The 21795-nt window shown below is 42.0% G+C and carries 20 protein-coding genes; 6 read left to right on the top strand and 14 right to left on the bottom strand.

The features are described from left to right. From phnU to phnR, 4 genes are all read right to left on the bottom strand, one after another. Complete coding sequence (phnU, locus tag ACHB7C_RS15075; protein ID WP_042845711.1) at positions 1 to 861, bottom strand: 2-aminoethylphosphonate ABC transporter permease subunit; 861 nt, start codon at positions 859 to 861, stop codon at positions 1 to 3. Between the two features lies 1 nt (position 862). Further along, positions 863 to 1972, bottom strand: coding sequence for a 2-aminoethylphosphonate ABC transport system ATP-binding subunit PhnT (gene phnT, locus ACHB7C_RS15070; RefSeq protein WP_395347859.1), 1110 nt, complete (start codon positions 1970 to 1972; stop codon positions 863 to 865). A gap of 6 nt (positions 1973 to 1978) precedes the next feature. Then, complete coding sequence (gene phnS, locus ACHB7C_RS15065) at positions 1979 to 2992, bottom strand: 2-aminoethylphosphonate ABC transporter substrate-binding protein (protein WP_210855231.1); 1014 nt, start codon at positions 2990 to 2992, stop codon at positions 1979 to 1981. Between the two features lie 122 nt (positions 2993 to 3114). Next, complete coding sequence (gene phnR, locus ACHB7C_RS15060; RefSeq protein WP_042845704.1) at positions 3115 to 3834, bottom strand: phosphonate utilization transcriptional regulator PhnR; 720 nt, start codon at positions 3832 to 3834, stop codon at positions 3115 to 3117. 139 nt (positions 3835 to 3973) lie between these two features. Between phnR and phnW the strand changes: the two genes are divergently transcribed. Then, positions 3974 to 5077: a 2-aminoethylphosphonate--pyruvate transaminase gene (gene phnW, locus ACHB7C_RS15055; RefSeq protein WP_395347765.1), complete on the top strand. Its 1104-nt coding sequence runs from the start codon at positions 3974 to 3976 to the stop codon at positions 5075 to 5077. 9 nt (positions 5078 to 5086) lie between these two features. Then, positions 5087 to 5896, top strand: coding sequence for a phosphonoacetaldehyde hydrolase (gene phnX, locus ACHB7C_RS15050; protein WP_042845701.1), 810 nt, complete (start codon positions 5087 to 5089; stop codon positions 5894 to 5896). Positions 5897 to 5950: 54 nt separating this feature from the next. Here the strand turns inward: phnX and argF are convergent, their stop codons facing one another. After that, a complete protein-coding gene (argF, locus tag ACHB7C_RS15045; RefSeq protein ID WP_210855233.1) occupies positions 5951 to 6976 on the bottom strand; it encodes an ornithine carbamoyltransferase in 1026 nt (341 codons plus the stop codon). Between the two features lie 162 nt (positions 6977 to 7138). Here argF and rraB point away from each other — a divergent pair, with 162 nt between their 5' ends. Next, positions 7139 to 7552, top strand: a complete 414-nt coding sequence (gene rraB, locus ACHB7C_RS15040) for a ribonuclease E inhibitor RraB (protein ID WP_042845698.1) — start codon at positions 7139 to 7141, stop codon at positions 7550 to 7552. A 227-nt stretch (positions 7553 to 7779) separates the two neighbouring features. Here rraB and ACHB7C_RS15035 read toward each other — a convergent pair whose 3' ends face one another. The 6 genes from ACHB7C_RS15035 to ACHB7C_RS15010 all read right to left on the bottom strand — a co-directional run bounded on the left by ACHB7C_RS15035 (position 7780) and on the right by ACHB7C_RS15010 (position 15945). Next, positions 7780 to 7977 carry a heavy-metal-associated domain-containing protein gene (locus tag ACHB7C_RS15035; protein ID WP_034782721.1) on the bottom strand — a complete coding sequence of 66 codons (198 nt, stop codon included), beginning with the start codon at positions 7975 to 7977 and terminating at the stop codon, positions 7780 to 7782. Between the two features lie 61 nt (positions 7978 to 8038). Next, positions 8039 to 8491 (bottom strand): Cu(I)-responsive transcriptional regulator, encoded by a 453-nt coding sequence (gene cueR, locus ACHB7C_RS15030; RefSeq protein WP_042845696.1) that lies wholly within the window; start codon positions 8489 to 8491, stop codon positions 8039 to 8041. A gap of 44 nt (positions 8492 to 8535) precedes the next feature. Beyond that, positions 8536 to 8805, bottom strand: a complete 270-nt coding sequence (locus ACHB7C_RS15025) for a glutaredoxin family protein (RefSeq protein ID WP_042845694.1) — start codon at positions 8803 to 8805, stop codon at positions 8536 to 8538. A gap of 57 nt (positions 8806 to 8862) precedes the next feature. Next, positions 8863 to 11367 (bottom strand): heavy metal translocating P-type ATPase, encoded by a 2505-nt coding sequence (locus tag ACHB7C_RS15020; RefSeq protein ID WP_042845693.1) that lies wholly within the window; start codon positions 11365 to 11367, stop codon positions 8863 to 8865. A 205-nt stretch (positions 11368 to 11572) separates the two neighbouring features. Continuing rightward, complete coding sequence (locus tag ACHB7C_RS15015; RefSeq protein ID WP_166685216.1) at positions 11573 to 14713, bottom strand: efflux RND transporter permease subunit; 3141 nt, start codon at positions 14711 to 14713, stop codon at positions 11573 to 11575. After that, positions 14713 to 15945, bottom strand: a complete 1233-nt coding sequence (locus tag ACHB7C_RS15010; protein WP_395347760.1) for an efflux RND transporter periplasmic adaptor subunit — start codon at positions 15943 to 15945, stop codon at positions 14713 to 14715. The genes ACHB7C_RS15015 and ACHB7C_RS15010 overlap by 1 nt, the downstream gene beginning before the upstream one ends. A gap of 283 nt (positions 15946 to 16228) precedes the next feature. On the opposite strand from ACHB7C_RS15010, the gene ACHB7C_RS15005 reads away from it, so the two are divergent. From ACHB7C_RS15005 to ACHB7C_RS14995, 3 genes are all read left to right on the top strand, one after another. Next, the gene (locus ACHB7C_RS15005) at positions 16229 to 16519 is read left to right on the top strand and encodes a DUF1471 domain-containing protein (protein WP_226619061.1); all 291 of its coding nucleotides are present in this window, start codon (positions 16229 to 16231) and stop codon (positions 16517 to 16519) included. Positions 16520 to 16549: 30 nt separating this feature from the next. After that, positions 16550 to 16903, top strand: coding sequence for a helix-turn-helix domain-containing protein (locus ACHB7C_RS15000; RefSeq protein ID WP_042845689.1), 354 nt, complete (start codon positions 16550 to 16552; stop codon positions 16901 to 16903). A gap of 226 nt (positions 16904 to 17129) precedes the next feature. Next, positions 17130 to 17528, top strand: a complete 399-nt coding sequence (locus tag ACHB7C_RS14995) for a MerR family transcriptional regulator (protein WP_042845688.1) — start codon at positions 17130 to 17132, stop codon at positions 17526 to 17528. 43 nt (positions 17529 to 17571) lie between these two features. Here ACHB7C_RS14995 and ACHB7C_RS14990 read toward each other — a convergent pair whose 3' ends face one another. The 3 genes from ACHB7C_RS14990 to ACHB7C_RS14980 form a co-directional block, all read right to left on the bottom strand. Next, the gene (locus tag ACHB7C_RS14990) at positions 17572 to 18066 is read right to left on the bottom strand and encodes a GNAT family N-acetyltransferase (protein WP_042845687.1); all 495 of its coding nucleotides are present in this window, start codon (positions 18064 to 18066) and stop codon (positions 17572 to 17574) included. A gap of 171 nt (positions 18067 to 18237) precedes the next feature. Continuing rightward, positions 18238 to 21108 carry a valine--tRNA ligase gene (locus ACHB7C_RS14985; protein WP_198861468.1) on the bottom strand — a complete coding sequence of 957 codons (2871 nt, stop codon included), beginning with the start codon at positions 21106 to 21108 and terminating at the stop codon, positions 18238 to 18240. Positions 21109 to 21144: 36 nt separating this feature from the next. Then, positions 21145 to 21594, bottom strand: coding sequence for a DNA polymerase III subunit chi (locus tag ACHB7C_RS14980; protein ID WP_034782118.1), 450 nt, complete (start codon positions 21592 to 21594; stop codon positions 21145 to 21147). Positions 21595 to 21795: the final 201 nt, after the last annotated feature.

Genomic DNA, 21795 nt, shown 5'->3' with positions numbered 1-21795 from the left:
TTAATTCCTTACTCCGAGGCGAGTTGTAGCCATTCTATAGAGAAAAAATAACCCGAGAGAAAGTAAGATGTTTACTAAAGCAATCATACAGGCAACCGCATAATCAGACTCTAGTATGGCTTTGCTGTACACCATCATAGGTAAGGTATTCACGCCTTTTGCGCCGATAAATAAAACGATCCCAAACTCATTGGTGGTTAATAGTAAGCAAAGACTGCCGCCAGCAAGTAAGGCGGGAAGTGCGGCTGGAAAAATCACTTGAGCAATAACACGAGCGGGGTGCGCACCTAAAATACTCGCAGCTTCTAATTGGCTTTTATCTATTTGCCGTAGAGCAGCCATCAATGGACGCATAATTAACGGCGTGAATACGGTGATCTCGGCTAAAATGACCCCATTGATAGAATATAGGAAATCAACTGGCGGTAGTTCGAAATCAAATAATGCCATTAACGTGCCATTTAGTAGCCCAGCGGAACCATAAATAAAAGTAAACGCGAGAGTAATCAAAAAGGTGGGTAATGCAATAAATGTATCAATAACTTGGGTAATAAAACGGCTACCAGGAAAGGGGATAAACACTAATATCAGGGAAAGTATGCTCCCTACGATAAGGCAGCCTAAGGTAGCAAAAAACGCGATTTGCAGGGTGTTCCATAGACCATTAATGAAACGTTTAGATTCAATTAGTTGCCAGAGTGCATCTAGCCCCCAGACACCAGTTTCATTTTGTAGTGCTTGTTGGGCGATTAACAATAACGGATAGAAAAAGAGTGTGGCTAACACCAGCAATGGCGGTATTATCCAATAAATGGGTTTTAGAGAGATACTTGACCGTTTTGGCACACTGATATATGACATGTCATTCCTCAATCAATACGGTATCAGTAGGCGAAAACCATAAGGTGAGTTTATCGCCTACTTTGGGCTGTGAAGCTAAGTGCGTTACCGCAACACTGACTGTTTCGCCCGCAACATCACAGACTAAATGAGTCAAGTCCCCCTGCCAGCGAATTGATCGTAAAACAGCCTGCAATTGATTGCTCGTTTCGTTTCTTGGCGTTAGCGTAATATGTTGTGGGCGGATGCATACCCATTTGTGTGTGCTTGCTCGCATACCGGGGGTATAAGCTTCCAGCAATGTACCACTACAGCTCACATTGACAATTGCTGGGTTGGCTGAAAAACCGAGGGCGGTAGTATTTAAAATATTGGCACGGCCTAAAAACTCAGCGGAAAAACGGTTTGGTGGGCGGTGATATAAGGCATTCTTTTCACCATGGGCGACGAGATAGCCCTCCTTCATGATACCAATTTTGTCGCCTAGGGCGAGGGCTTCTGTTTGATCGTGGGTGACATAAAGAATAGTTAATTCAGGTAGTTCACGGTGTAAGCGTGCAATTTCTTCTACCATATTATGGCGAATCTGTGCATCAAGCGCAGAGAGAGGTTCATCGAGTAATAAAACGCGAGGACGTACCGCAATCGCTCTAGCAATCGCCACCCGCTGTTGTTGCCCTCCCGATAATTGATGAGGGTAGCGAGTCGCATAATCTGTCATCCCAACAATCTTCAAAGCCTCGGTGACCCGTTCATTGATCAAGATTTTAGGTTGTTTCTGGGCGCGTAATCCAAACGCTACGTTATCCTCCACCTTCATATGAGGAAAGAGTGCATAGTTTTGTACCACCATCCCAAGCCCGCGTTGATAGGGAGGGAGGTGGGTGATATCGGTATCACCTAATAATATCCTTCCACTATCGGGTTGAGCAAACCCTGCAATAGCACGCAATACAGTGGTTTTTCCTGACCCTGATGGGCCAATTAGTACTAATATTTCTCCGGGGTCAATGGTTAGGCTTAACGGCTTAAGCACGACATTGTTATGATAGGAAACACGCAAGGACTCTAGTGTGATCCCTGAGTGTTCTGTTTGCTGCATTGCGGCAGTGAGTTTACGTTTCATTAGCATCACAAATTACTCACCATCAGTGACTTTTTGCCAACGTGAAATATCGCTGGAAAGTGAAACTTCGACTTCATCCCAATTTGGTTGCCATGTTTTAACACCTTCAAGCATTTTCACAGCTGTACGGTATTGTTCATCGGAAGGCGTGATATCGGAACGAACAGGCATTCCCCATGACAACTCACTCACACGGCCTTGTGATTGTTTATCTAACAAAAAGTTAATTAATTTTTTGCCATTTTCTGTTTCAGGCCCGTTTTGTACTAGGCCAACAACATAAGGCAAAACGAGCGCACTACGCTCCCCATTATCATCTTTTGGCCAGAAAATTTGTACATTTGGGTTGCGCGCCATTTGGGATAAATTCATTTGTAAATCGCCATTGGCAATATAAAGCTCACCTTTGTTAACTAGTGCGGTCAGTTTACCGGTAGAGGCGGATGGGCCTACGTTATTAGCTTGTAATTTACCGAGGTAATCAAACCCTGCATCTTTGCCATTAAAACTATGAAAAACTTGCAGCATGACAGCCGTACCGTCACCGGCTTGCCCTGGCGTAGAGTATTGCAGCTTATTTTTAAAACGCGGGTCGAGAAGAGAAGCCCAATTTTCTGGTGGTGATTTTAGTAACTTAGCATTATAGATAAAGGTTAAATAATTATTGACCAATGGCGTGTAATAGTGATTTGAAGTTGGAATACTGGCCGCAGCCTCTGGAGTAAATTTTGCTAACAGTTGAGTTTTAGCGGCGCGTTGGATAAACGGAGGAACAGTGATTAGCACATCGGCTTGTGGGTTGGTACGTTCTTTCGCTAAGCGTTCAACTATTGCACCAGAGCCACTTTCAACATATTGCACTTTGATGCCTGTTTGTTTGGTGAAAGCTGCAAATTGGTTTTTATACCAACTATTATTACCGTCATGTAGGCCATCAGCTGAGTAAACCGTGACAACATTATCGGCAAATACTGTTGTTGAACAAAAGGTTGCCATCAATAGGCAGGCTAAGTGAGTTTGTTTCATTGTCTTCTCCTGTTAGGGTAAAATGCACTCTGGTATATACCAGATTCTTTTACGCTAACGGGTTTATATGACAAAAAGATGAAACAGAGCTAAATAGTGAAAATATTTTACTGATGTTGGTTTTACAATGTATCGACTTCAATTCTCAGGCTGTCATGACGCCAATATTCCACATCGTAATCTAGAACTCTTCCGTATTGATCATAGTTCAAACGCTGCAGTAGTAATGCGGGACGACCCACCGCGACCCCGAGTGCATAAGCGGCTTGAGGAGGCATGGCTGTTGGGTAGAATGACAAGTGCATACTGGTATATATCAACCCGAAATGGGTTTCATATACCTCGGTTAAACTGCCATTGAGATCATGGCGTAGTAACTCGGGGACTCGGGCTGGTAGGCAATGATTTTCACAATAACAAACAGGCCTTTCATCGGCAAAGCGTAGGCGTGTGAGTAAGTATATTTGCTCGAAAGGTTGGAGCTGCAACGGACTCATGGCGTCAAGGGGGACAGTGACAACTCGGCCATCTAACAAGGTCGTTTTAGGCTGGCGGTTTTGCTCAAGGCAAAGTTTATGAAAATTAGTATTTTGTGTTGGGTCTAACCAAAGGCGTTCAGGAGTGACAAACCAGCCACGGCGTTCAGAACGATAAATTGCGCCGCTTGATTCTAATTGCGCCAAACTTTCACGGATAGTGACCCTCGTGGTACCAAAAATAGCACAAAGCTCGCGCTCAGAAGGGAGCTTATCGCCACTTTTTAGTTCCCCATTCTGAATTCTTTTTTGTAATTGAGCCTTAATTAGCAGGTACTGAGGCATTTCATCCGTTGATAATTTCATTGTTATTTCCGCTGATTATTTCTTCCACATTATACATAGTTATATGAATTTTTTGTTGCACGGGCACTTTTCCTTTGACCTTTTGATCTCCCTAAGACCATTATAATAGAAATCTGGTATAGACCAATAGGTGAATTGAATGACAACCAAAAATTATTTGCTGTTAACACCGGGTCCGCTAACTACCTCTAAAACGGTGAAGCAGGCCATGTTATTTGATAGTTGTACATGGGATGACGACTATAACTTAGAGGTAGTACAAAAGGTCCGCCAACAGCTAGTTGCCCTATCAACGGCGCAGTCAGGCTACTCATCGGTATTATTACAGGGCAGTGGCAGCTATGCGGTGGAAGCGGTTTTAGGAAGTGCGATACACCCAGAAGATAAATTATTGATTATCAGTAATGGTGCATACGGCGCACGGATGGCTGAAATGGCACAGCGTTTAGGGATTACACATCATCTCTATGATTGTGGTGAGGTGGTAAAGCCAGATATTGAATGGATAGAACAATTACTACAACAAGATAACCAGATCACACACATTGCGATGGTACATTGTGAAACGACGACGGGGATTTTAAACCCGATAGAGCAAGTCGCCGCGCTAGCGAAGCAGTATCAAAAACGCTATATCGTTGATGCCATGAGTAGCTTTGGCGGTATCCCAATGGATATTGGGCAACTAAATATTGATTTCTTGATAAGTTCGGCAAACAAATGTATTCAAGGAGTACCGGGCTTTGCATTTGTGATAGCACGCACTGAAGCACTTGAAAATTGTAAGGGGCGCTCTCGCTCATTATCTCTCGATTTGTATGCCCAGTGGCGTTGTATGGAGGATTTCCATGGTAAATGGCGTTTTACCTCACCAACGCATACGGTATTAGCCTTTGCTCAGGCTCTTAAAGAGCTTGAAGCTGAAGGGGGCATTGCCGCTCGTTTCCAACGTTATCGGCAAAATCAGCGAAAACTAGTCGCAGGTATGCGAGCTCTCGGATTTAAAACATTATTAGATGATAGCAACCATTCACCGATTATCACCGCATTTTACTCACCAAGTTCAGTTAATTACCAATTTAAAGAGTTCTATCAGCGATTAAAATCGCAAGGTTTTGTTATTTACCCAGGTAAGGTGTCACAGAGTGATTGTTTCCGTATTGGAAACATTGGCGAAGTGTATGAAACAGATATTGACGCATTATTGTTAGCGATAGAAAAAGCCATTTACTGGAAACAATAAGGAAGAATTATGAACCGCATTCAGGCTGTTATTCTGGATTGGGCAGGTACTACGGTGGATTTTGGATCTTTTGCCCCCACGCAAATTTTTATTGAAGCATTTAAGCGTGTGTTTGATATTGAGATCACCTTAGCACAAGCCCGTATTCCTATGGGGTTAGGTAAGTGGCAACATATTGAAGCACTTGGGAAATTACCTGAAATTGACACTTTATGGAAGGTGAAATTTGGGCGCTCAATGACCAGTGAAGATATCGATACAATCTATGCGGCATTTATGCCATTGCAGATTGCCAAAGTTGTCGACTTTGCAGCACCAATAGCTGGAGTTTCCGACACAATCACTACTTTACGCCAGCAAAATATTAAAATTGGTTCTTGTTCTGGTTACCCTCGCGCAGTAATGGAGAAATTAGTACCTGCAGCACAAAAACTCGGTTATCACCCTGATTACTGGGTCGCAAGTGATGATATCCCAGCGGGAGGGCGTCCGGGGCCTTGGATGGCATTGCAAAATGTGATTGAACTAGGCGTAGAAGCAGTATTTTCCTGTATAAAAGTTGATGACGCAGTGCCCGGTATTGAAGAAGGACGCAATGCAGGAATGTGGAGTGTTGGGTTGTCTGTTTCAGGTAATGAATTTGGCAAAACATGGGAGGAGTACCAAAGTATGCCAGAAGAGGCCGTTAGCCAACTGAAACAGCAGGCGGCTGATAAACTTTTTGCCGCAGGAGCTCATTATGTTATTGATACTTTAAACGATTTACCTTCAGTTATCGATTCCATTAACCAGCGTTTAGCAAAAGGTGAGCGCCCTTAACGCTTGATTATGGCACCATCGGCATGATATTCGTGCCGATGGTGATTGCCAATCTTAGAAGATATTTACCGGTAGTTCAGGGGCTAATGTTGCGACCATTACGGCTTTGATAGTATGTAAGCGGTTTTCTGCTTGGTCAAAGACGATACTATAAGGGGATTCAAAGACTTCTTCCGTGACTTCTAGCCCACCATACATATTGAACTCTTTCGCTAGCTGAGCCCCAAGCGTGGTATCTTCATTATGGAAAGCGGGTAAGCAGTGCAGGAACTTCACATTCGGGTTGCCTGTAAGCTTAATCACATCCATATTCACTTGGTACGGCTTTAATAAATTAATACGCTGTGCCCAAGCCTCTTTGGCTTCTCCCATCGAGACCCAAACATCAGTATAGATAAAGTCAGCTCCTTTAACGCCTTCAGCCACATCTTCAGTGAGCGTAATTTTTGCACCTGTTTTTTTCGCTATCTCTTGGCAAGCATTGACCAGCTCTTCTTCCGGCCAGCAGCTTTTCGGGGCGACTAAACGCAAATCTAAACCTGTGAGAGCCGCAGCTTCTAACATCGAGTTGCCCATGTTATTGCGTGCATCGCCTAAATAGGCAAATTTAATTTTTGAGAATGGCGTATTTGGTCGGTGTTCTTGAATGGTCAGCAGATCGGCTAATAACTGTGTGGGATGGAATTCGTTGGTTAATCCATTCCATACAGGCACTCCCGAGTGCGCGGCTAATACTTCTACGGTTGATTGAGCAAATCCCCGATATTGAATGCCGTCGTACATCCGCCCTAGCACCCGTGCGGTATCTTTCATGGTTTCTTTATGACCGATTTGGCTACCAGAAGGCCCTAAATAGGTCACTCTAGCGCCTTGGTCGAACGCACCAACTTCGAATGCGCAACGTGTGCGAGTAGAGTCTTTTTCAAAAATGAGGGCAAAGTTTTTACCTGCGAGGAGAGGGTGTTCTGTACCGGCTTTTTTTTCTGATTTTAACCAAGCTGAGAGTTTTAACAGTGAATGAATTTCGCTAGATGTAAAATCAAGTAGCCTTAAAAAATGCTTGCTATATAAGGGGTTCATAAATTACGGCCTTTTTATGTTGAATTAATATTCAATTTATATCCATAAAAATTCAAAATCAACCCCAAGTGAAAAAGAAATTATTTTTAAATGTATGGTTTCACTGTCAACCCTATGGGAGAATGGGGCGAGACTAGCGATAATGGAACAAGGGGTGTGGATATGGTAGATAAAGCTGAACTCGATGCGCAGTATGAAGAAACTCGTTTAATTATCGAGGAACTGTTAGAAGATGGTAGCGATCCTGATGCATTGTATGCAATTGAGCATCATTTCTCTGCGGACAACTTTGCGTTATTAGAAAAAGCAGCAGTTGAAGCATTCAAGCTAGGTTATGAAGTGACGGATGCGGAAGAGTTAGAAATTGAAACAGGTGAAACGTTGATGTGTTGCGATGTGATCAGCGAAAGCGCATTAAACGCAGAACTTATTGACGCACAAGTTGAACAGCTAATGAAGCTGGCGGAAAAAATGGGTGTCAACTATGATGGTTGGGGCACTTATTTTGAAGACCCAGACGCAGAATATGATGACGAAGACGGTGATGATATCGAGCCCGAAGATCGCGTTCATTAATTCTAACATCTAAGACTGTGATAATGAGCCTGCCTTTGAAAAATGACCAAAAGCAGGCATTTTAAAATAAAATAGTTGAACTGGATGTACAAAAGTTTATTTCAACAAGGCGTTTGTTATTCATGCCCTTAAAGATTGACTAATATTCAATAACCTATTCGATTTTTCGCCAAACATAATATGTTTGTCTGCAGTCTGAAATATATTAGCTATTACTCCCTACTAAATTATTTAGGATCTGCCGGGTATCCCGCGGTGCTGAGCGCTGTACGGAAAATACTTTCATCTATATGGCTGGTAATTAGCACTTTTTTTGTCGTTGGGTCCGTTTCTACCTGTGCATTAGCATCAATATCTAACACAATTTTGGTAATTGATTTAGCGCAGCCACCACAAGCCATTTTAGGTATTGTAAGGTTAATCATTTTCTAACTCCTATTATTAACATTTTGATAAATATACAGCTTTACCCTATTGGAAGGTCAATCAGTTTTTTACTGAATAATTTGCGAGTTGTCCTTTTTTAGTGACTGGAGTTTCAAGGTATTCGGCTGGATTCACTAAGTTTTCAATGATAGGGCAGTCAGGATCACTATTACCGTGGCAATGTTTTGTCAGTACTTCGAGAGTATTTGCGATACCTTGTAGATCATTAATTTTTCTTTTTAATTCATGAAGATGAGTAAGTGCCATATTTTTAACATCAGCACTAGCACGTTCTCTATTGCGCCATAAGCATAGTAGAACTGAAATCTGTTCAGTCGGGAAACCTAGGGCTCGGGCGCGACGAATGAGGTTTAGGCTATCAATATCTGTTTGACTATAATAGCGATACCCTGCATTAGTCCGTTTTGCTTTGGGGATTAACCCAGTCTGCTCATAATAGCGGATCATTTTTGCTGAGATGCCAGAAAGTTTAGCGGCTTGACCGATATTCATAATCTTATCTCCTCAATAGAATAGGTATTTTAGAAATAAAATACCTAGCTATTTTCTTTAGGTAGTTTGAGTGCTGCTAATATGTTTGGTTTTTGCGATGAAAAAGTACCGTAAAAAATATGTTCCCCAATGATGATAATGGGAGCAACACGTACACCTGTTCGAGCTTTAGCTTCAGCCATAATTTTGGGGTCGGTAAGGTCTCGTTCTTCAAAAGAGAGCTGTTCTTTAGCTAACCAATCCTTAAGTTGTTGACAGTCAGGGCAAGTTGGCGTGGTGTAAATCAATATTTGTTCTTTTGATGAGAGTGTCATAGCTAACTCCTTTCTACGAGTAAAGCCAGACTTTATAAAGTCTGGCGATTAAGTCCTTTATTGAGTTTGAGCCATACTATCTTTCATAGGGGCTTGGAAGCGTTTTAGACGTAAGGCATTACCTAATACGAATACGCTAGAAAGTGCCATTGCGGCGGCTGCTAAAATAGGTGAAAGCAAAGTTCCGTTAATTGGGTATAGCAAGCCTGCGGCTACTGGGATCAATAGCGCATTGTAAGCGAATGCCCAGAACAGATTCTGTTTTATGTTACGAATAGTTGCTTGGCTTAATGCAATGGCATCAACAACACCGCGTAGATCTCCTGACATCAATACGACATCTGCGGCTTCAATAGCGACATCTGTTCCTGTACCAATTGCTAATCCAACATCTGCTTCGGCTAATGCTGGGGCATCGTTGATACCATCACCAACAAATGCGACTTTATTACCATTGTTACGGAACTGTTTTAGGGCTGAAACTTTACCATCTGGCAATACTTCTGCGGCAACTTCATCAATCCCAAGCTGTTTAGCGATAGCTGCGGCAGTCGCTGCATTATCACCAGTGATCATGGCAACTTTTAAACCTAAAGCGTGTAACGCGTTAATAGCCTCTGGTGTTGTTTCTTTAATGGGATCAGCTACGGCGATAATTGCAGCTAAGCGACCATCAATAGCTGCGTACAATGGGCTTTTTCCTTGCTCTCCTAGTCGTAGCGCAGATTGCTGGAAGTGACTGACATCTAATCCGAGTTGTTTCATAAAGCGATCGGCGCCAACAGAGACTGCTCGACCATCTACTCTGGCTGAAATACCAAATCCTGGGACAGCTTCAAATTCTTCAATTGCCGCAAATGTCAGACCTTTTTCGTTTGCTGCGTTGACAATTGCTTCCGCAATCGGATGTTCAGAACGGGTTTCAATTGCAGCGACCAAGGATAAAACTTCATCATATTCAAAGCCATCTGCAGGGACTAGGTCAGTGAGCTCTGGACGTCCTTTTGTTAATGTCCCCGTCTTATCAAGAGCAACTACAGTGACATCGCGTAGAGCTTGCAATGCTTCGCCTTTGCGGAATAGAACACCTAATTCAGCCGCTCTTCCTGTTCCAACCATGATAGATGTCGGTGTTGCGAGGCCCATTGCACATGGACATGCGATAATGAGTACAGCAACAGCATTAATTAATGCGAAGGTCAGGGCTGGGTCTGGGCCAAATATTAGCCAAATAAAGAATGTGATCACGGCACCTGTCATAACGGCAGGTACAAACCACATCGTGACTTTATCAACTAACGCTTGAATAGGTAATTTTGACCCTTGTGCCTCTTCAACTAAACGAATTATCTGGGCTAATACAGTGTTTGAACCAATTTTAGTGACGCGAAAACTAAACGCGCCTGTTTTATTTATTGTGCCGCCAACAACTTCAGAACCTACTTCTTTAGATACAGGAACAGGTTCTCCTGTGATCATGCTTTCATCAACATAGGAAGCGCCTTCGATGACTTCACCATCTACAGGGATTTTTTCACCAGGGCGAACGAAAACAATATCATCCGTTATAACTTGATCCAGAGGGATCTCAATCATTTTTCCATCGCGTTCTACACGAGCCGTTTTAGCTTGTAACCCTACAAGGCGTTTAATCGCTTGGGAGGTTTTTCCTTTCGCTCGCGCTTCTAATGTGCGACCAAGTAGAATTAACGTTACGATAACGACAGCTGCTTCAAAATACACATTTGCGGTGCCAGCTGGGAGAACTTGGGGGATAAACGTTGCTACTACTGAATACCCATAAGCCGCGGCAGTACCTACAGCAACAAGTGAGTTCATATCAGGCGCAGCGCGTAATAGTGCTGGAACTCCTTTTTGGAAAAAGCGCAAACCAGGACCAAACAAAACAAGGGTTGCTAATATAAATTGGATATACCAATTGAGTTGCTGCCCAAGGTTTTCTGATACCCAGTGGTGAATACCTGGAATAAAGTGTGAACCCATTTCAATAATAAATACTGGTAAGGTAAATATAGCCGCAGTGAACAACGCACGACGTAGAGAGCGCTCTTCATTTTCACGGCGCTCATTGGCTTGGTCATTTGCATTGGTCGTTGTATCTGATAAACGGCGAGGTTTATAGCCAGCTTGAACAATGGCTTCTTCCAAAGTGGCGATAGTGACCACTTCAGATAAATGGCGAATACGGGCGCGTTCTGTTGCTAAGTTAACATTCGCTTCAATTACACCCGGTATTTGTAATAATGCTTTTTCAACGCGACCGACACACGATGCGCAGGTCATCTCTTCGATCGCCAGTTCGGTTGTTTCTTCCCGCACTTTATAACCTGAGCTTTCTATCGCGCGGATTGCTACGTCTGGATCAACATCACCTTTAAAGGTGATATCAGCACGTTCTGTTGCTAAATTCACCACAGCCGTATCAATATTTGTAACCGCTTTTAATGCCTTTTCAACACGACCAACGCAGGATGCACAGGTCATGCCTTCTACTGGCAAGCTCAGTCTATTGACTGAGGTATTAGAGATATTTGTTGTCATGGACCTACCCTCTTGAATGTCTTTATTGAGTAAAGACTAACGTTTACCTTAAGGGTAAGGTCAAGTGCTATTTTTTAATTTTTATTTATATTAATGATAATTTCCTTTATTTTTTTGTTTTATAATGAATTTTATTTGGTGATTAAATAGAAAGCTCACCAAACTACTTGTGCTTAGTGAGCTTCCTTATCGGATAAAATATACGTTATGTTGATTTCTTGGACGTTAATCTCCGTATCGTCATATAAAATACAGGGGTTAGCAATAAGCCGAAGAAGGTGACGCCTAACATGCCGAAAAATACCGCGATCCCCACTGCTTGTCTCATTTCAGAGCCTGCTCCAGTGGCTAGTACCAGTGGAATAACTCCAGCAATAAAGGCGAAAGATGTCATCAAAATAGGGCGCAATCTTAGGTGCGAAGCCTCCAATACAGCGGTTAGTGGATCTTTTTCTTGCTTCTCTTGCACTATTGCGAATTCAACAATCAAGATAGCATTCTTCGCCGCAAGACCGACCAGTACAATAAAGGCAATTTGTGTGAAAATATTATTATCCCCGCCGAGCAACCAGACTCCCGTAATTGCTGACAGTAGTGCCATTGGGGCTATTAGTAATACTGAGAATGGTAACGACCAACTGTTATATTGGGCAGCTAATATTAAGAAGGCAAATAGTACAGCTAATGGGAAAATATAGAGAGCAGAATTACCCGCTAATTGTTCTTGGTAAGTTAAATCTGTCCATTCAAAATCCATTCCTTCAGGTAAGGTATCACGTAAGATTTTCTCCATTGCGTTAGTTGCTTGACCAGAGGTATAGCCTGGAGCTGCATTGCCAGTAATATCAACGGAAGGATAGCCGTTATAATGGATCACGCGGTCTGGGCCATTTGTACGAGTAATAGTCACTAATGCACTTAAAGGGATCATTTCGCCATGTTTATTACGCACTTTGATCAGTTCAATATCTTTTGGGTCCATTCTAAATGGAGTATCAGCTTGAACAACAACACGATAGGTACGACCGAAGCGATTGAAGTCATTGACGTAGAGAGAACCTAAATTGATTTGTAAAGCATCGAAGATATCGGTCAGTGTTATTCCTTGAGACTTGGTTTTCTCACGGTCAATATCTACATCTATTTGTGGGGAATTAGTCTGAAAACTAGCCATCATTCCTGTTAACTCGGGTGATTGCATCGCTTTCATAAGGATTTGTTCTTGCACTTGTGCTAATGCATCAAAACCTAGGTCAGCCCTATCTTCGATTTGTACTTTAAAACCCCCCATTGAACCAAGTCCAGGCACAGGAGGTGGAGGAAATATACCAACAAATCCGTCAGGTATCTGGCTGAATTTGCCCATTAAGCGCTCTGCAATCGCATTTGCAGACAAGGAGGGGTCAGTTCGCTCATCAAAAGGCTTGAGCATGGCAAACATGAGGGCAGAGTTAGGCAAATTAACAGGCCCATTCACTGAGAGGCCAGGGAAAGCCACTACATTTTCAACTCCTGGTTCCATCAATGCAAGGCGTGACATTTCTTTGACAACGGCTTCTGTTCTATCGAGAGATGAACCGGATGGTAATTGAGCAACGCCAATCAAATAGTATTTATCTTGTGCGGGAACAAAACCATTAGGCACTACTTTGAAGCCTAATGCGGTTAGCCCAACAAACCCCAGATATAGCACTAGAACAATTAAGCTTCCTCGAATACAACGGCGTACGATTAGAACGTATTTGTTAGATAATGTATTGAAAAAAACATTAAATTTTGTAAAGAAACGACCAAATATTGCATTGATAATACGAGTAAGCCAATCTAACTTTGTATTTTTATCATGGGATTTGAGCAAAATCGCGCTAAGGGCAGGGGATAACGTTAGCGAGTTAATTGCTGAAATAATTGTCGAAATAACAATGGTTAATGAAAACTGACGATAAAATTCCCCTTGTAGGCCAGACAAAAATGCGGTGGGAATAAAAACGGCGGCTAGAACTGAGGTAATCGCAAGGATTGGGCCTGTAACCTCCTCCATTGCCTTAAATGCGGCTTCTTTTGGGGCTAAGCCCTCTGAAATATGCCTTTCAACGTTTTCGACGACGACAATAGCATCATCGACAACTATTCCTATTGAGATAACTAAACCAAATAAAGATAACGTATTTAGAGAAAAACCAAACAGGTACATAAAGGCAAATGTGCCGATTAAGGATACTGGTACAGCGACTAATGGAATAATAGAAGCACGCCAACTTTGTAAAAACAAAACAACAACCAGGACAACTAATATGGTGGCTTCAAGCAGTGTGATGGCGACAGATTTTAAAGAAGCACTGACAAATATGGTTGGGTCATAGGCGATTTTATAATCGATTCCTTCGATAAAGTTAGCTTGTAAACGCGCCATAGTTTCTCTGACTGATTCGGCAACCTCTAATGCATTTGCCCCTGGGCTCATCACAATTTGTAGCCCGACCGCATTTTGCCCATTCAGCAAACTACGAAGTGAATAATTATCGGCACCTAGCTCTAGCCTAGCGACATCTTTTAAATAGGTGGCTTGTCCATCTTCTCCTGAGTGAATAATAATATTGCCAAATTGTTCTTCAGTTGTGAGTCGTCCAAGGGCGTTTATACTAACTTGAAATGATGATGTTGCATTCGGTTGTTGCCCAATAGAGCCTGTAGCAACTTGGACATTTTGTTCTCGAATAGCGGCAACGACATCATTTGCGGTTAGCCCTAATGAGGCTATTTTTGTTGGGTCAATCCATGCTCGCATCGCATATTCACCTTCACCCCATACTAATGCGCTTGCCACTCCAGGTAGTCTTGCGATTTCATCACGGACATTGAGTAATGCATAGTTAGAAACAAACAGAGGTTCGTAGACATTATTAGGCGAATACATATGGACAACCATTAGTACGTCCGGTGAAGTTTTCTCTGTGGTAACGCCAATTTGCTGAACTTCTTGGGGTAAACGGGGAATAACGCGTGATACTAAGTTTTGTACTTGGATCTGCGCGATATCGGGGTCAACATCTTGTCTAAACGAGATTGTGAGCACCATTTTTCCATCGGTTGACATCTGTGAGCTCATATAGAGCATGCCCTCGACGCCATTTACTGCTTGCTCAATGGGGGAGGCAACGGTGTCTGCAATCACTTTTGGGGTGGCACCAGGATAACTCGCAATAACTTGAACTGTCGGCGGTGTTACCGATGGATATTCGCTTAGGGGAAGCTTATAAAAGCTTAATACCCCAGCTATCACTATAAATATTGATAAAACCATAGCGAAAATAGGGCGCTGTATAAAGAAATGAGGAAACTTCATTATTGTTTCTCCTCAACTTCATTGACGGTCAGATGTTTGTTGTTCGTGGTTGACTGAGTTGCTTCTGCTGCTAATGAGGGATGCATAGGAATAGGATTAGGCATGACTTCCATACCGGGTCTAATAAGGCCTTTAATAATAATTTTCTCACCAGCAGTTAAACCGTGATTAATGACTCGGAGGCCGCCAATCATGGCGCCTAGTTCCACAGGGCGATATTCTGCCTTATTATTTTTATCTAGAACGAGGACGTAGTTCTGCCCTTGATTAGAAGCAATCGCTTGGTCATCAATTAAAATTGAAGGTGTTTTTTCTCCTATAGGCAGTTGTGCACGAATAAACGTACCGGGTATCAATTTGCCATCTTTATTGGCGATAACCGCTCTGACTTTTACTGTGCCAGTCGTTCTCTCGATTTGATTGCCAATAAAATTAAGGGTGCCAGTATATTGCGTATGTTTTTCATTTGGTAACCGTATGGTCACTGGAGGTAAAGCTGTCGCGCTATTTTTTATTGTTGACGGCTGTAAACTTGTTAGTTTATGAAAGGTAGTTTCATCAATATCAAAGTAAGCATATATTGGGTCAATAGAAACAATCGTGGTTAAGCGAGTCGCCTCATTCGTATCCCCACCAGTCACTAAATTACCTTCAGTAATAAATGCTCTATCAACTCGACCCGCAATCGGTGAACGGATTTGGGTATAAGATAAATTTAATTTAGCGGACTCTACGGCTGCTTTGGCGGATTTTACTTGCGCATTATTAGCCGAAAGTATAGAAAGGGCATCGTCATAGTCTTTACGGGAAATCGCCCCTTTATTGACTAATCCTTTGAGGCGCTGGTAATTTCGCTGAGCTTGTATGGCTAAAGCTTCTGCTTGGCTTAATTTTCCTTCTGCATCAAGTAGTGCTATTTGAAAGGGTCGCGGATCTATATGAAAGAGTGAATCCCCTTTTTCAACCAGTTTCCCCTCTGGAATTTCTATCGAATTAATGCGTCCACCAACCCGAGGGCGTAAATCCACGATTTTGGGAGACGCTAAATAGCCTGTAAATTCAGAGGAAGGGACAATTTCTTGTTGAATAACTTCTGCTACAGGCACTTTGGGAAGTATGGTGGAACTTGCTGTTTCTGATTTGTTATCATTATTTGCGTCTTGAGCAATAACTAGACCACTTATGCCCATAGCTACAACAAATGTAGCGTATATCCCGATTTTTATTTTCATAATAAACCTTACCTAATTAATTGATCTCATTGTTAGCTTAAAACTTGAATAAGAAATATTTGGGCAGGGTAAAGGTTACAGTAGTTGTAAGGTCAACCGTTTTAATTTAATAAGGCTTTAATAGGATATTAAAAATCGAAAAGGAACCTTTAATTAATTCAATTATGATTAATTGACTAAAATATACTGTGCAAAAATAGAAATAAGCTATTGACCTTGTATCTACTTTAAGGTTTTTAATAATAATCATTAATTTAAATACATACTTAAATAAGGGTTAATGATGAAGAAGATGATAGTTTTATTAGCGTTAAGTTTATTTAGTTACCAGGGTTTGGCTTCCGGTAATAAGGTTAACTTTCAGCCGGTATCAAATAAAATAATTGAAAATAACTCCTCAACAGAACCTCACAGAAAAATATTAGTAACAAAGACTTTTGTTGGTGATGCTAGTTTGTCATCAATTGAAATGCAGGCTCAGCAAGAAGCTAAAAAGTTAGGAGCGAGCCGCTATAAAATTGTTGGCGCAAGCGGTGAAAATCAACTTCGAGGACATGTCACATTTTATCAGTAAAGCCATTCGGTTTTATTAAGGAGATGAGCGATGAGTCATCAAACCATTAGAGAAAATGTAATACAAGATATTCTTTTGTGGATCGATATGAATGTAGATAAACCACTACAGATAGCGGAAATCTCTGATAGAGCAGGATATTCAAAGTGGTATTTCCAACGTATTTTTAAAAATACGGTTGGTGTGAGTTTAGGACAATATCTTTTAATCAGCCGCTTGTTAAGGGTATCAACAGATTTGAAAGAAACCAATGATAAAATCATTGATATCGCTTTCAGGTATGGATTTGATGGTCAGCAAGGGCTAACACGAGCATTTAAGCGAGAATTGAAAGTGACCCCTGCTAAATATAGGAGAGAAACAATGCTAAGATATCATGCATAGTTTAGTGAATAGGTTTTAGAAGAAGGAATAGAATTAGCTAGTCATCTGGCTAATTCTATATACCAAAAGAACCAAAAAATACGATACTAATAAATTTAATTATATATTTTAATAATATAGTGGACAAATGAAAAAAATATGTTTTTTTCTTGACATTACAATGATGGTAAGGATTAGTATTATTGAAAGTTTACAATGGGCTGTATCCGTTTTTAGGTGGTCAATAATGAAAATAGGTGAATTATCAAAACTATTCAACATTCCAAGGGAGACTATACGTTTCTATGAAAAAGAGGGGTTAATTATTCCTCCTAATAGAAATGATAATAACTATCGAAGCTATAGTGAAAATCACATTGAGAGACTAAGGTTTATTAAAAACTGCCGTAGTCTTAATATGTCTCATCGCGAAATAAAAAAACTATTAGACTTAGTGGATAATAATAGTAATGATTGCCAATTAGTTGAATCTGTTATTAATACGCATTTAATTAATGTGAGAGAAAATATTGAAAAATTAATTAACTTAGAGAAGGAACTAATTATTTTACAAGAACATAGTGATGAAATAGGTTCTCGATATAAATGTGGGATCATAAAAAATCTATTATCTAAAGAATATTAGATAAATAAGGATAGCATATTGACTACCCTTATAAGCTTTATAATTACAACGCTTTTAACATACGAATTTCACAGTCGCTATGGCCTGTATTACCTAAAGGGGCATCAATAAATTCAAAACCTAACTTTTCGTATAGCTTAATTGCGGCTTGTAAGTCTTTGGTGGTTTCTAAATAGCAACGGGTATAACCTTGTTGTTTCGCAAACTCCAGTGACATCTGCACAATTTTTTTGGCTAAGCCTTTGCCACGTAATACGGAAGATAAATACATTTTCTGTAATTCCGCTGTTTCGTTATCGCCGCCTGCCAGTTGTGAAACACCGCCGCCACCGACAATTTCCCCATCCATTTCTACCACCCAATAAGCGCTACGGGGTTTGTTGTATACCTCAAATAAGGTATCTAAGATGGGGTCTGCAACGGCAAAGCCTTTATCTGCAGTTAAGCCATGTTCAGCAGAAACTTCACGGATCACCGCGGCAATCCCTGCATTATCTTGTTGTTCAATAAGTCGAACGTTATAGTTTTGTGTTGTCATGTGAAACTCTTGATTATTATTGTGTACAACTCAGTGTAGAGAGAACCAGAAGGGAACTTCAATCTGAGAACTGCGAACGCAGTCGTTTGATGATACTCGAATTATTCAGCAAGAAAAAGCCCTTATTAGTAAACCAATAAGGGCTTTCAAGTCGGCTAAATTAATGAACCGTTATAAAGAGGCAATTGTCACTTTTTGCGCTTCAATTTTCGCTTTCGCTTCAATATTAGCGGTTAAACGCTCACGCTCTTTTTCCACTACCGCAGCAGGTGCACGGCTTACAAAACCTTCATTTGCCAGTTTGTTTTCAATGGTTTCGATCTCTTTAATCACTTTTTCCAGCTCTTTATCTAAACGAGCCAGTTCGGCGTCTTTGTCTACTAGACCCGCCATTGGGATCAGTAACTCAGCACCACCAACTAATTTGGTGACAGATATAGGCGCTTCTTCACCTTCAGTTAATACTGAGATGCTTTCTAAGCGAGCCATTGACTTGATAAAGTTCTGGTTTTCATCGACACGACGTTTCGCATCGGCAGAAGCACCACGCAGCATTACATCGAGCGGTTTACCTGGGGAAATATTCATTTCAGCACGAATATTACGCACGGCGATAATCGCTTCTTTGATCCACTCAAGGTCACTCAGCGCGAGTTGATCCACTTTAGCCGCATCGAACTCAGGGAACGCTTGTAGCATGATAGTATCAGCGTCGATACCTTTCACTACTTTGACGCGTTGCCAGATGGTTTCAGTGATAAACGGAATGATAGGATGTGCAAGGCGCAGTAAGCCTTCTAATACCTCAATTAAAGTGAAACGAGCCGCACGAACTTGTGCTTCGTTACCTTTATGAACCGCAGGTTTAGACAGCTCTAAATACCAGTCACAGAACTCGTTCCATGTGAAATCATACAGAATACCCGCTGCGATATCGTAACGGTGAGTGTCTAACGCATCGCGGTAAGCTTTCACTGTCTGATTAAATTGTGCCATGATCCAGCGGTCAGCGAGTGAAAAGCTCATCTCTCCGCCGTTTTGGCCGCAATCTTGACCTTCCGTGTTCATCAACACGAAACGGCTCGCATTCCAGAGTTTATTACAGAAGTTACGGTAACCAGACAGGCGTTTCATATCCCAGTTGATATCACGACCTGTTGACGCTAATGCCGCTAAAGTAAAGCGCAGTGCATCGGTTCCGTGGGCTTCAATTCCTTCTGGATACTCTTTACGGGTGCGTTTAGCGATCTTTTCAGCCAATTGTGGCTGCATCATGTTGCCTGTGCGTTTTTCGAGTAAATCTTCCAGAGAAATACCGTCAATCATATCCAGTGGGTCAATAACGTTCCCTTTGGATTTCGACATTTTTTGGCCTTCTTCATCGCGGATCAGGCCTGTCATGTAAACAGTTTTAAATGGAACTTGTGGCTCGCCATTTTCATCTTTAATGAAATGCATGGTCATCATGATCATTCGGGCGATCCAGAAGAAAATAATATCAAACCCACTGACTAATACATCGGTTGGATGGAAAGTTTTCAGTGCATCTGTATTTTCTGGCCAGCCGAGGGTGGAGAATGTCCACAAGCCGGAAGAGAACCAAGTATCTAGAACGTCATCATCTTGACGTAGTGTGATATCTGCCCCTAAGTTGTTTTCACGGCGAACTTCGTCTTCGTCACGACCTACGTAGACGTTGCCTTTTTCGTCATACCACGCGGGGATGCGGTGACCCCACCACAATTGGCGAGAAATACACCAATCTTGGATATCACGCATCCACGAGAAATACATGTTTTCGTATTGGCGAGGAACGAACTGAATACGACCGTCTTCGACAGCTTTGATGGCATCACGGGCTAAAGGCTCAGTACGTACATACCATTGGTCAGTTAGCATTGGCTCAATAACGACACCACCACGATCGCCATAAGGGACGGTGAGGTCATGAGGTTTCACCTCAACGAGTAGGCCTAATTGCTCAAACTCTGCCACAATAGCTTTACGTGCTGCAAAGCGCTCCATGCCACGGTATGCTTCAGGCATTTCGCTGCTATAAGCGGTTGATGGGTTACCGTTAGTATCGAAAACTTCAGCTTCGCTACGTACGTTACCATCTAAATCCATCATGTTAATCATCGTTAACTGATGGCGCTTACCGACTTCGTAGTCATTAAAGTCATGAGCTGGGGTGATTTTCACGCAGCCCGTGCCTTTTTCCATATCGGCGTGCTCGTCACCAACAATAGGAATACGGCGGTTAACAATTGGTAGAATAATTTCTTTACCAATCAAATCTTTATAGCGAGGATCTTCTGGGTTAACAGCAACGCCAGTATCTCCCAACATGGTTTCAGGACGTGTAGTAGCAACGACTAAATAGTCTTTGCCTTCGGCGGTTTTTGCCCCGTCAGCTAATGGGTAACGCAGGTGCCACATAGAACCTTTAACTTCACGGTTTTCAACTTCTAAATCAGAAATTGCGGTGTGCAGTTTTGGGTCCCAGTTAACAAGGCGCTTACCACGGTAAATTAAGTTTTCTTTGTAGAGACGAACGAAAGCTTCTTTAACAGCTTTAGATAAGCCTTCATCCATGGTGAAGCGTTCGCGTTCCCAATCAACAGAGTCGCCTAGCCGACGCATTTGTTGAGAAATAGTGCCGCCAGATTCTGCTTTCCATTCCCAAATTTTGTCAATAAATGCATCACGGCCGTAATCGTGACGGTTTTTGCCTTCTTCTGCCGCAATTTTACGCTCAACGACCATTTGAGTCGCGATACCTGCGTGGTCAGTACCTGTTTGCCATAAGGTATTTTTACCTTGCATACGTTGGTAACGGATCATGGTATCCATGATGGTTTGTTGGAAGGCATGCCCCATATGCAGGCTACCAGTGACGTTCGGTGGTGGAATGACGACACAGAAGCTATCTTGGGTGGTATCCCCATTAGGTTTGAAATAACCGCTTTTCTCCCAGTGAGCATACAGTGATTGCTCAATTTCTGCGGGGTTATAGGTTTTATCGAGCGAAGGCTCATTCATTGGGCTATCTGGTTTCTTTTCCATTATCTTTTGTATTCAGTAAGTTGGCGGCGCCGCCATAGTCAAATTGAAGCCGACGCTACGGTATATTTTGTACCGCTCACGCGCCAACTGTTTTAAAGTTTCATCAATAGGTACGAAGTCTATCACTTCATGGAAAGCCGTGGCAAAATCTGCGAACTGATTTTGTAAATTAATCAGTATATCACGTGGCGTATTTCCCCGTTTGGCAGGCCAACAAATTTCAATAGGCGCACCATAACGAGGGCCTTCACCCGCTAAATTATGGGGAACAAACTGATGTGGGTCACGCTGCCACAAGGTTTCATCTATTTTTTCTGCCTGTTGCTGCGTTTCGCAAGCAATCAGAACTCGCTTCCCATTACGCCACAATTGAGCAGCAAGCTCGCAAGCTAGCCATTCATGGGCTTCAAGATCAGGAAGCGGTGAGGCTTGTGTTAGTTGGTAAAATGTACCTTTTTTCATATACCCATTATACCCGTCATACTTCAGTTTGTAGGGGTGTTGGCTACGCTCTTTCGCCTTAGTCACATACTTATGTATGCTCCTAAGGTCTCAGTCGCTTGCCGCCTACCTACAAACTGAATTATCTAGGGTATAGCTTAAATCGCTACCCTTCAATTTGCAGGGGTGTTAGCTATGTTTTTCGCCTTAGTCACCTACTTA

The organism is Providencia sp. 2024EL-00732 (assembly GCF_044006275.1).
Lineage (GTDB): Bacteria > Pseudomonadota > Gammaproteobacteria > Enterobacterales > Enterobacteriaceae > Providencia > Providencia huashanensis.
This window is presented reverse-complemented; position numbering and strand designations above follow the sequence as displayed.

Bases quoted from the DNA above. Each gene is read 5' to 3' on its own strand.
- phnU (WP_042845711.1), bottom strand. From the start codon at position 861: ATGTCATATATCAGTGTGCCAAAACGGTCAAGTATCTCTCTAAAACCC.
- phnT (WP_395347859.1), bottom strand. From the start codon at position 1,972: ATGCTAATGAAACGTAAACTCACTGCCGCAATGCAGCAAACAGAACAC.
- phnS (WP_210855231.1), bottom strand. From the start codon at position 2,992: ATGAAACAAACTCACTTAGCCTGCCTATTGATGGCAACCTTTTGTTCA.
- phnR (WP_042845704.1), bottom strand. From the start codon at position 3,834: ATGAAATTATCAACGGATGAAATGCCTCAGTACCTGCTAATTAAGGCT.
- phnW (WP_395347765.1), top strand. From the start codon at position 3,974: ATGACAACCAAAAATTATTTGCTGTTAACACCGGGTCCGCTAACTACC.
- phnX (WP_042845701.1), top strand. From the start codon at position 5,087: ATGAACCGCATTCAGGCTGTTATTCTGGATTGGGCAGGTACTACGGTG.
- argF (WP_210855233.1), bottom strand. From the start codon at position 6,976: ATGAACCCCTTATATAGCAAGCATTTTTTAAGGCTACTTGATTTTACA.
- rraB (WP_042845698.1), top strand. From the start codon at position 7,139: ATGGTAGATAAAGCTGAACTCGATGCGCAGTATGAAGAAACTCGTTTA.
- ACHB7C_RS15035 (WP_034782721.1), bottom strand. From the start codon at position 7,977: ATGATTAACCTTACAATACCTAAAATGGCTTGTGGTGGCTGCGCTAAA.
- cueR (WP_042845696.1), bottom strand. From the start codon at position 8,491: ATGAATATCGGTCAAGCCGCTAAACTTTCTGGCATCTCAGCAAAAATG.
- ACHB7C_RS15025 (WP_042845694.1), bottom strand. From the start codon at position 8,805: ATGACACTCTCATCAAAAGAACAAATATTGATTTACACCACGCCAACT.
- ACHB7C_RS15020 (WP_042845693.1), bottom strand. From the start codon at position 11,367: ATGACAACAAATATCTCTAATACCTCAGTCAATAGACTGAGCTTGCCA.
- ACHB7C_RS15015 (WP_166685216.1), bottom strand. From the start codon at position 14,713: ATGAAGTTTCCTCATTTCTTTATACAGCGCCCTATTTTCGCTATGGTT.
- ACHB7C_RS15010 (WP_395347760.1), bottom strand. From the start codon at position 15,945: ATGAAAATAAAAATCGGGATATACGCTACATTTGTTGTAGCTATGGGC.
- ACHB7C_RS15005 (WP_226619061.1), top strand. From the start codon at position 16,229: ATGAAGAAGATGATAGTTTTATTAGCGTTAAGTTTATTTAGTTACCAG.
- ACHB7C_RS15000 (WP_042845689.1), top strand. From the start codon at position 16,550: ATGAGTCATCAAACCATTAGAGAAAATGTAATACAAGATATTCTTTTG.
- ACHB7C_RS14995 (WP_042845688.1), top strand. From the start codon at position 17,130: ATGAAAATAGGTGAATTATCAAAACTATTCAACATTCCAAGGGAGACT.
- ACHB7C_RS14990 (WP_042845687.1), bottom strand. From the start codon at position 18,066: ATGACAACACAAAACTATAACGTTCGACTTATTGAACAACAAGATAAT.
- ACHB7C_RS14985 (WP_198861468.1), bottom strand. From the start codon at position 21,108: ATGAATGAGCCTTCGCTCGATAAAACCTATAACCCCGCAGAAATTGAG.
- ACHB7C_RS14980 (WP_034782118.1), bottom strand. From the start codon at position 21,594: ATGAAAAAAGGTACATTTTACCAACTAACACAAGCCTCACCGCTTCCT.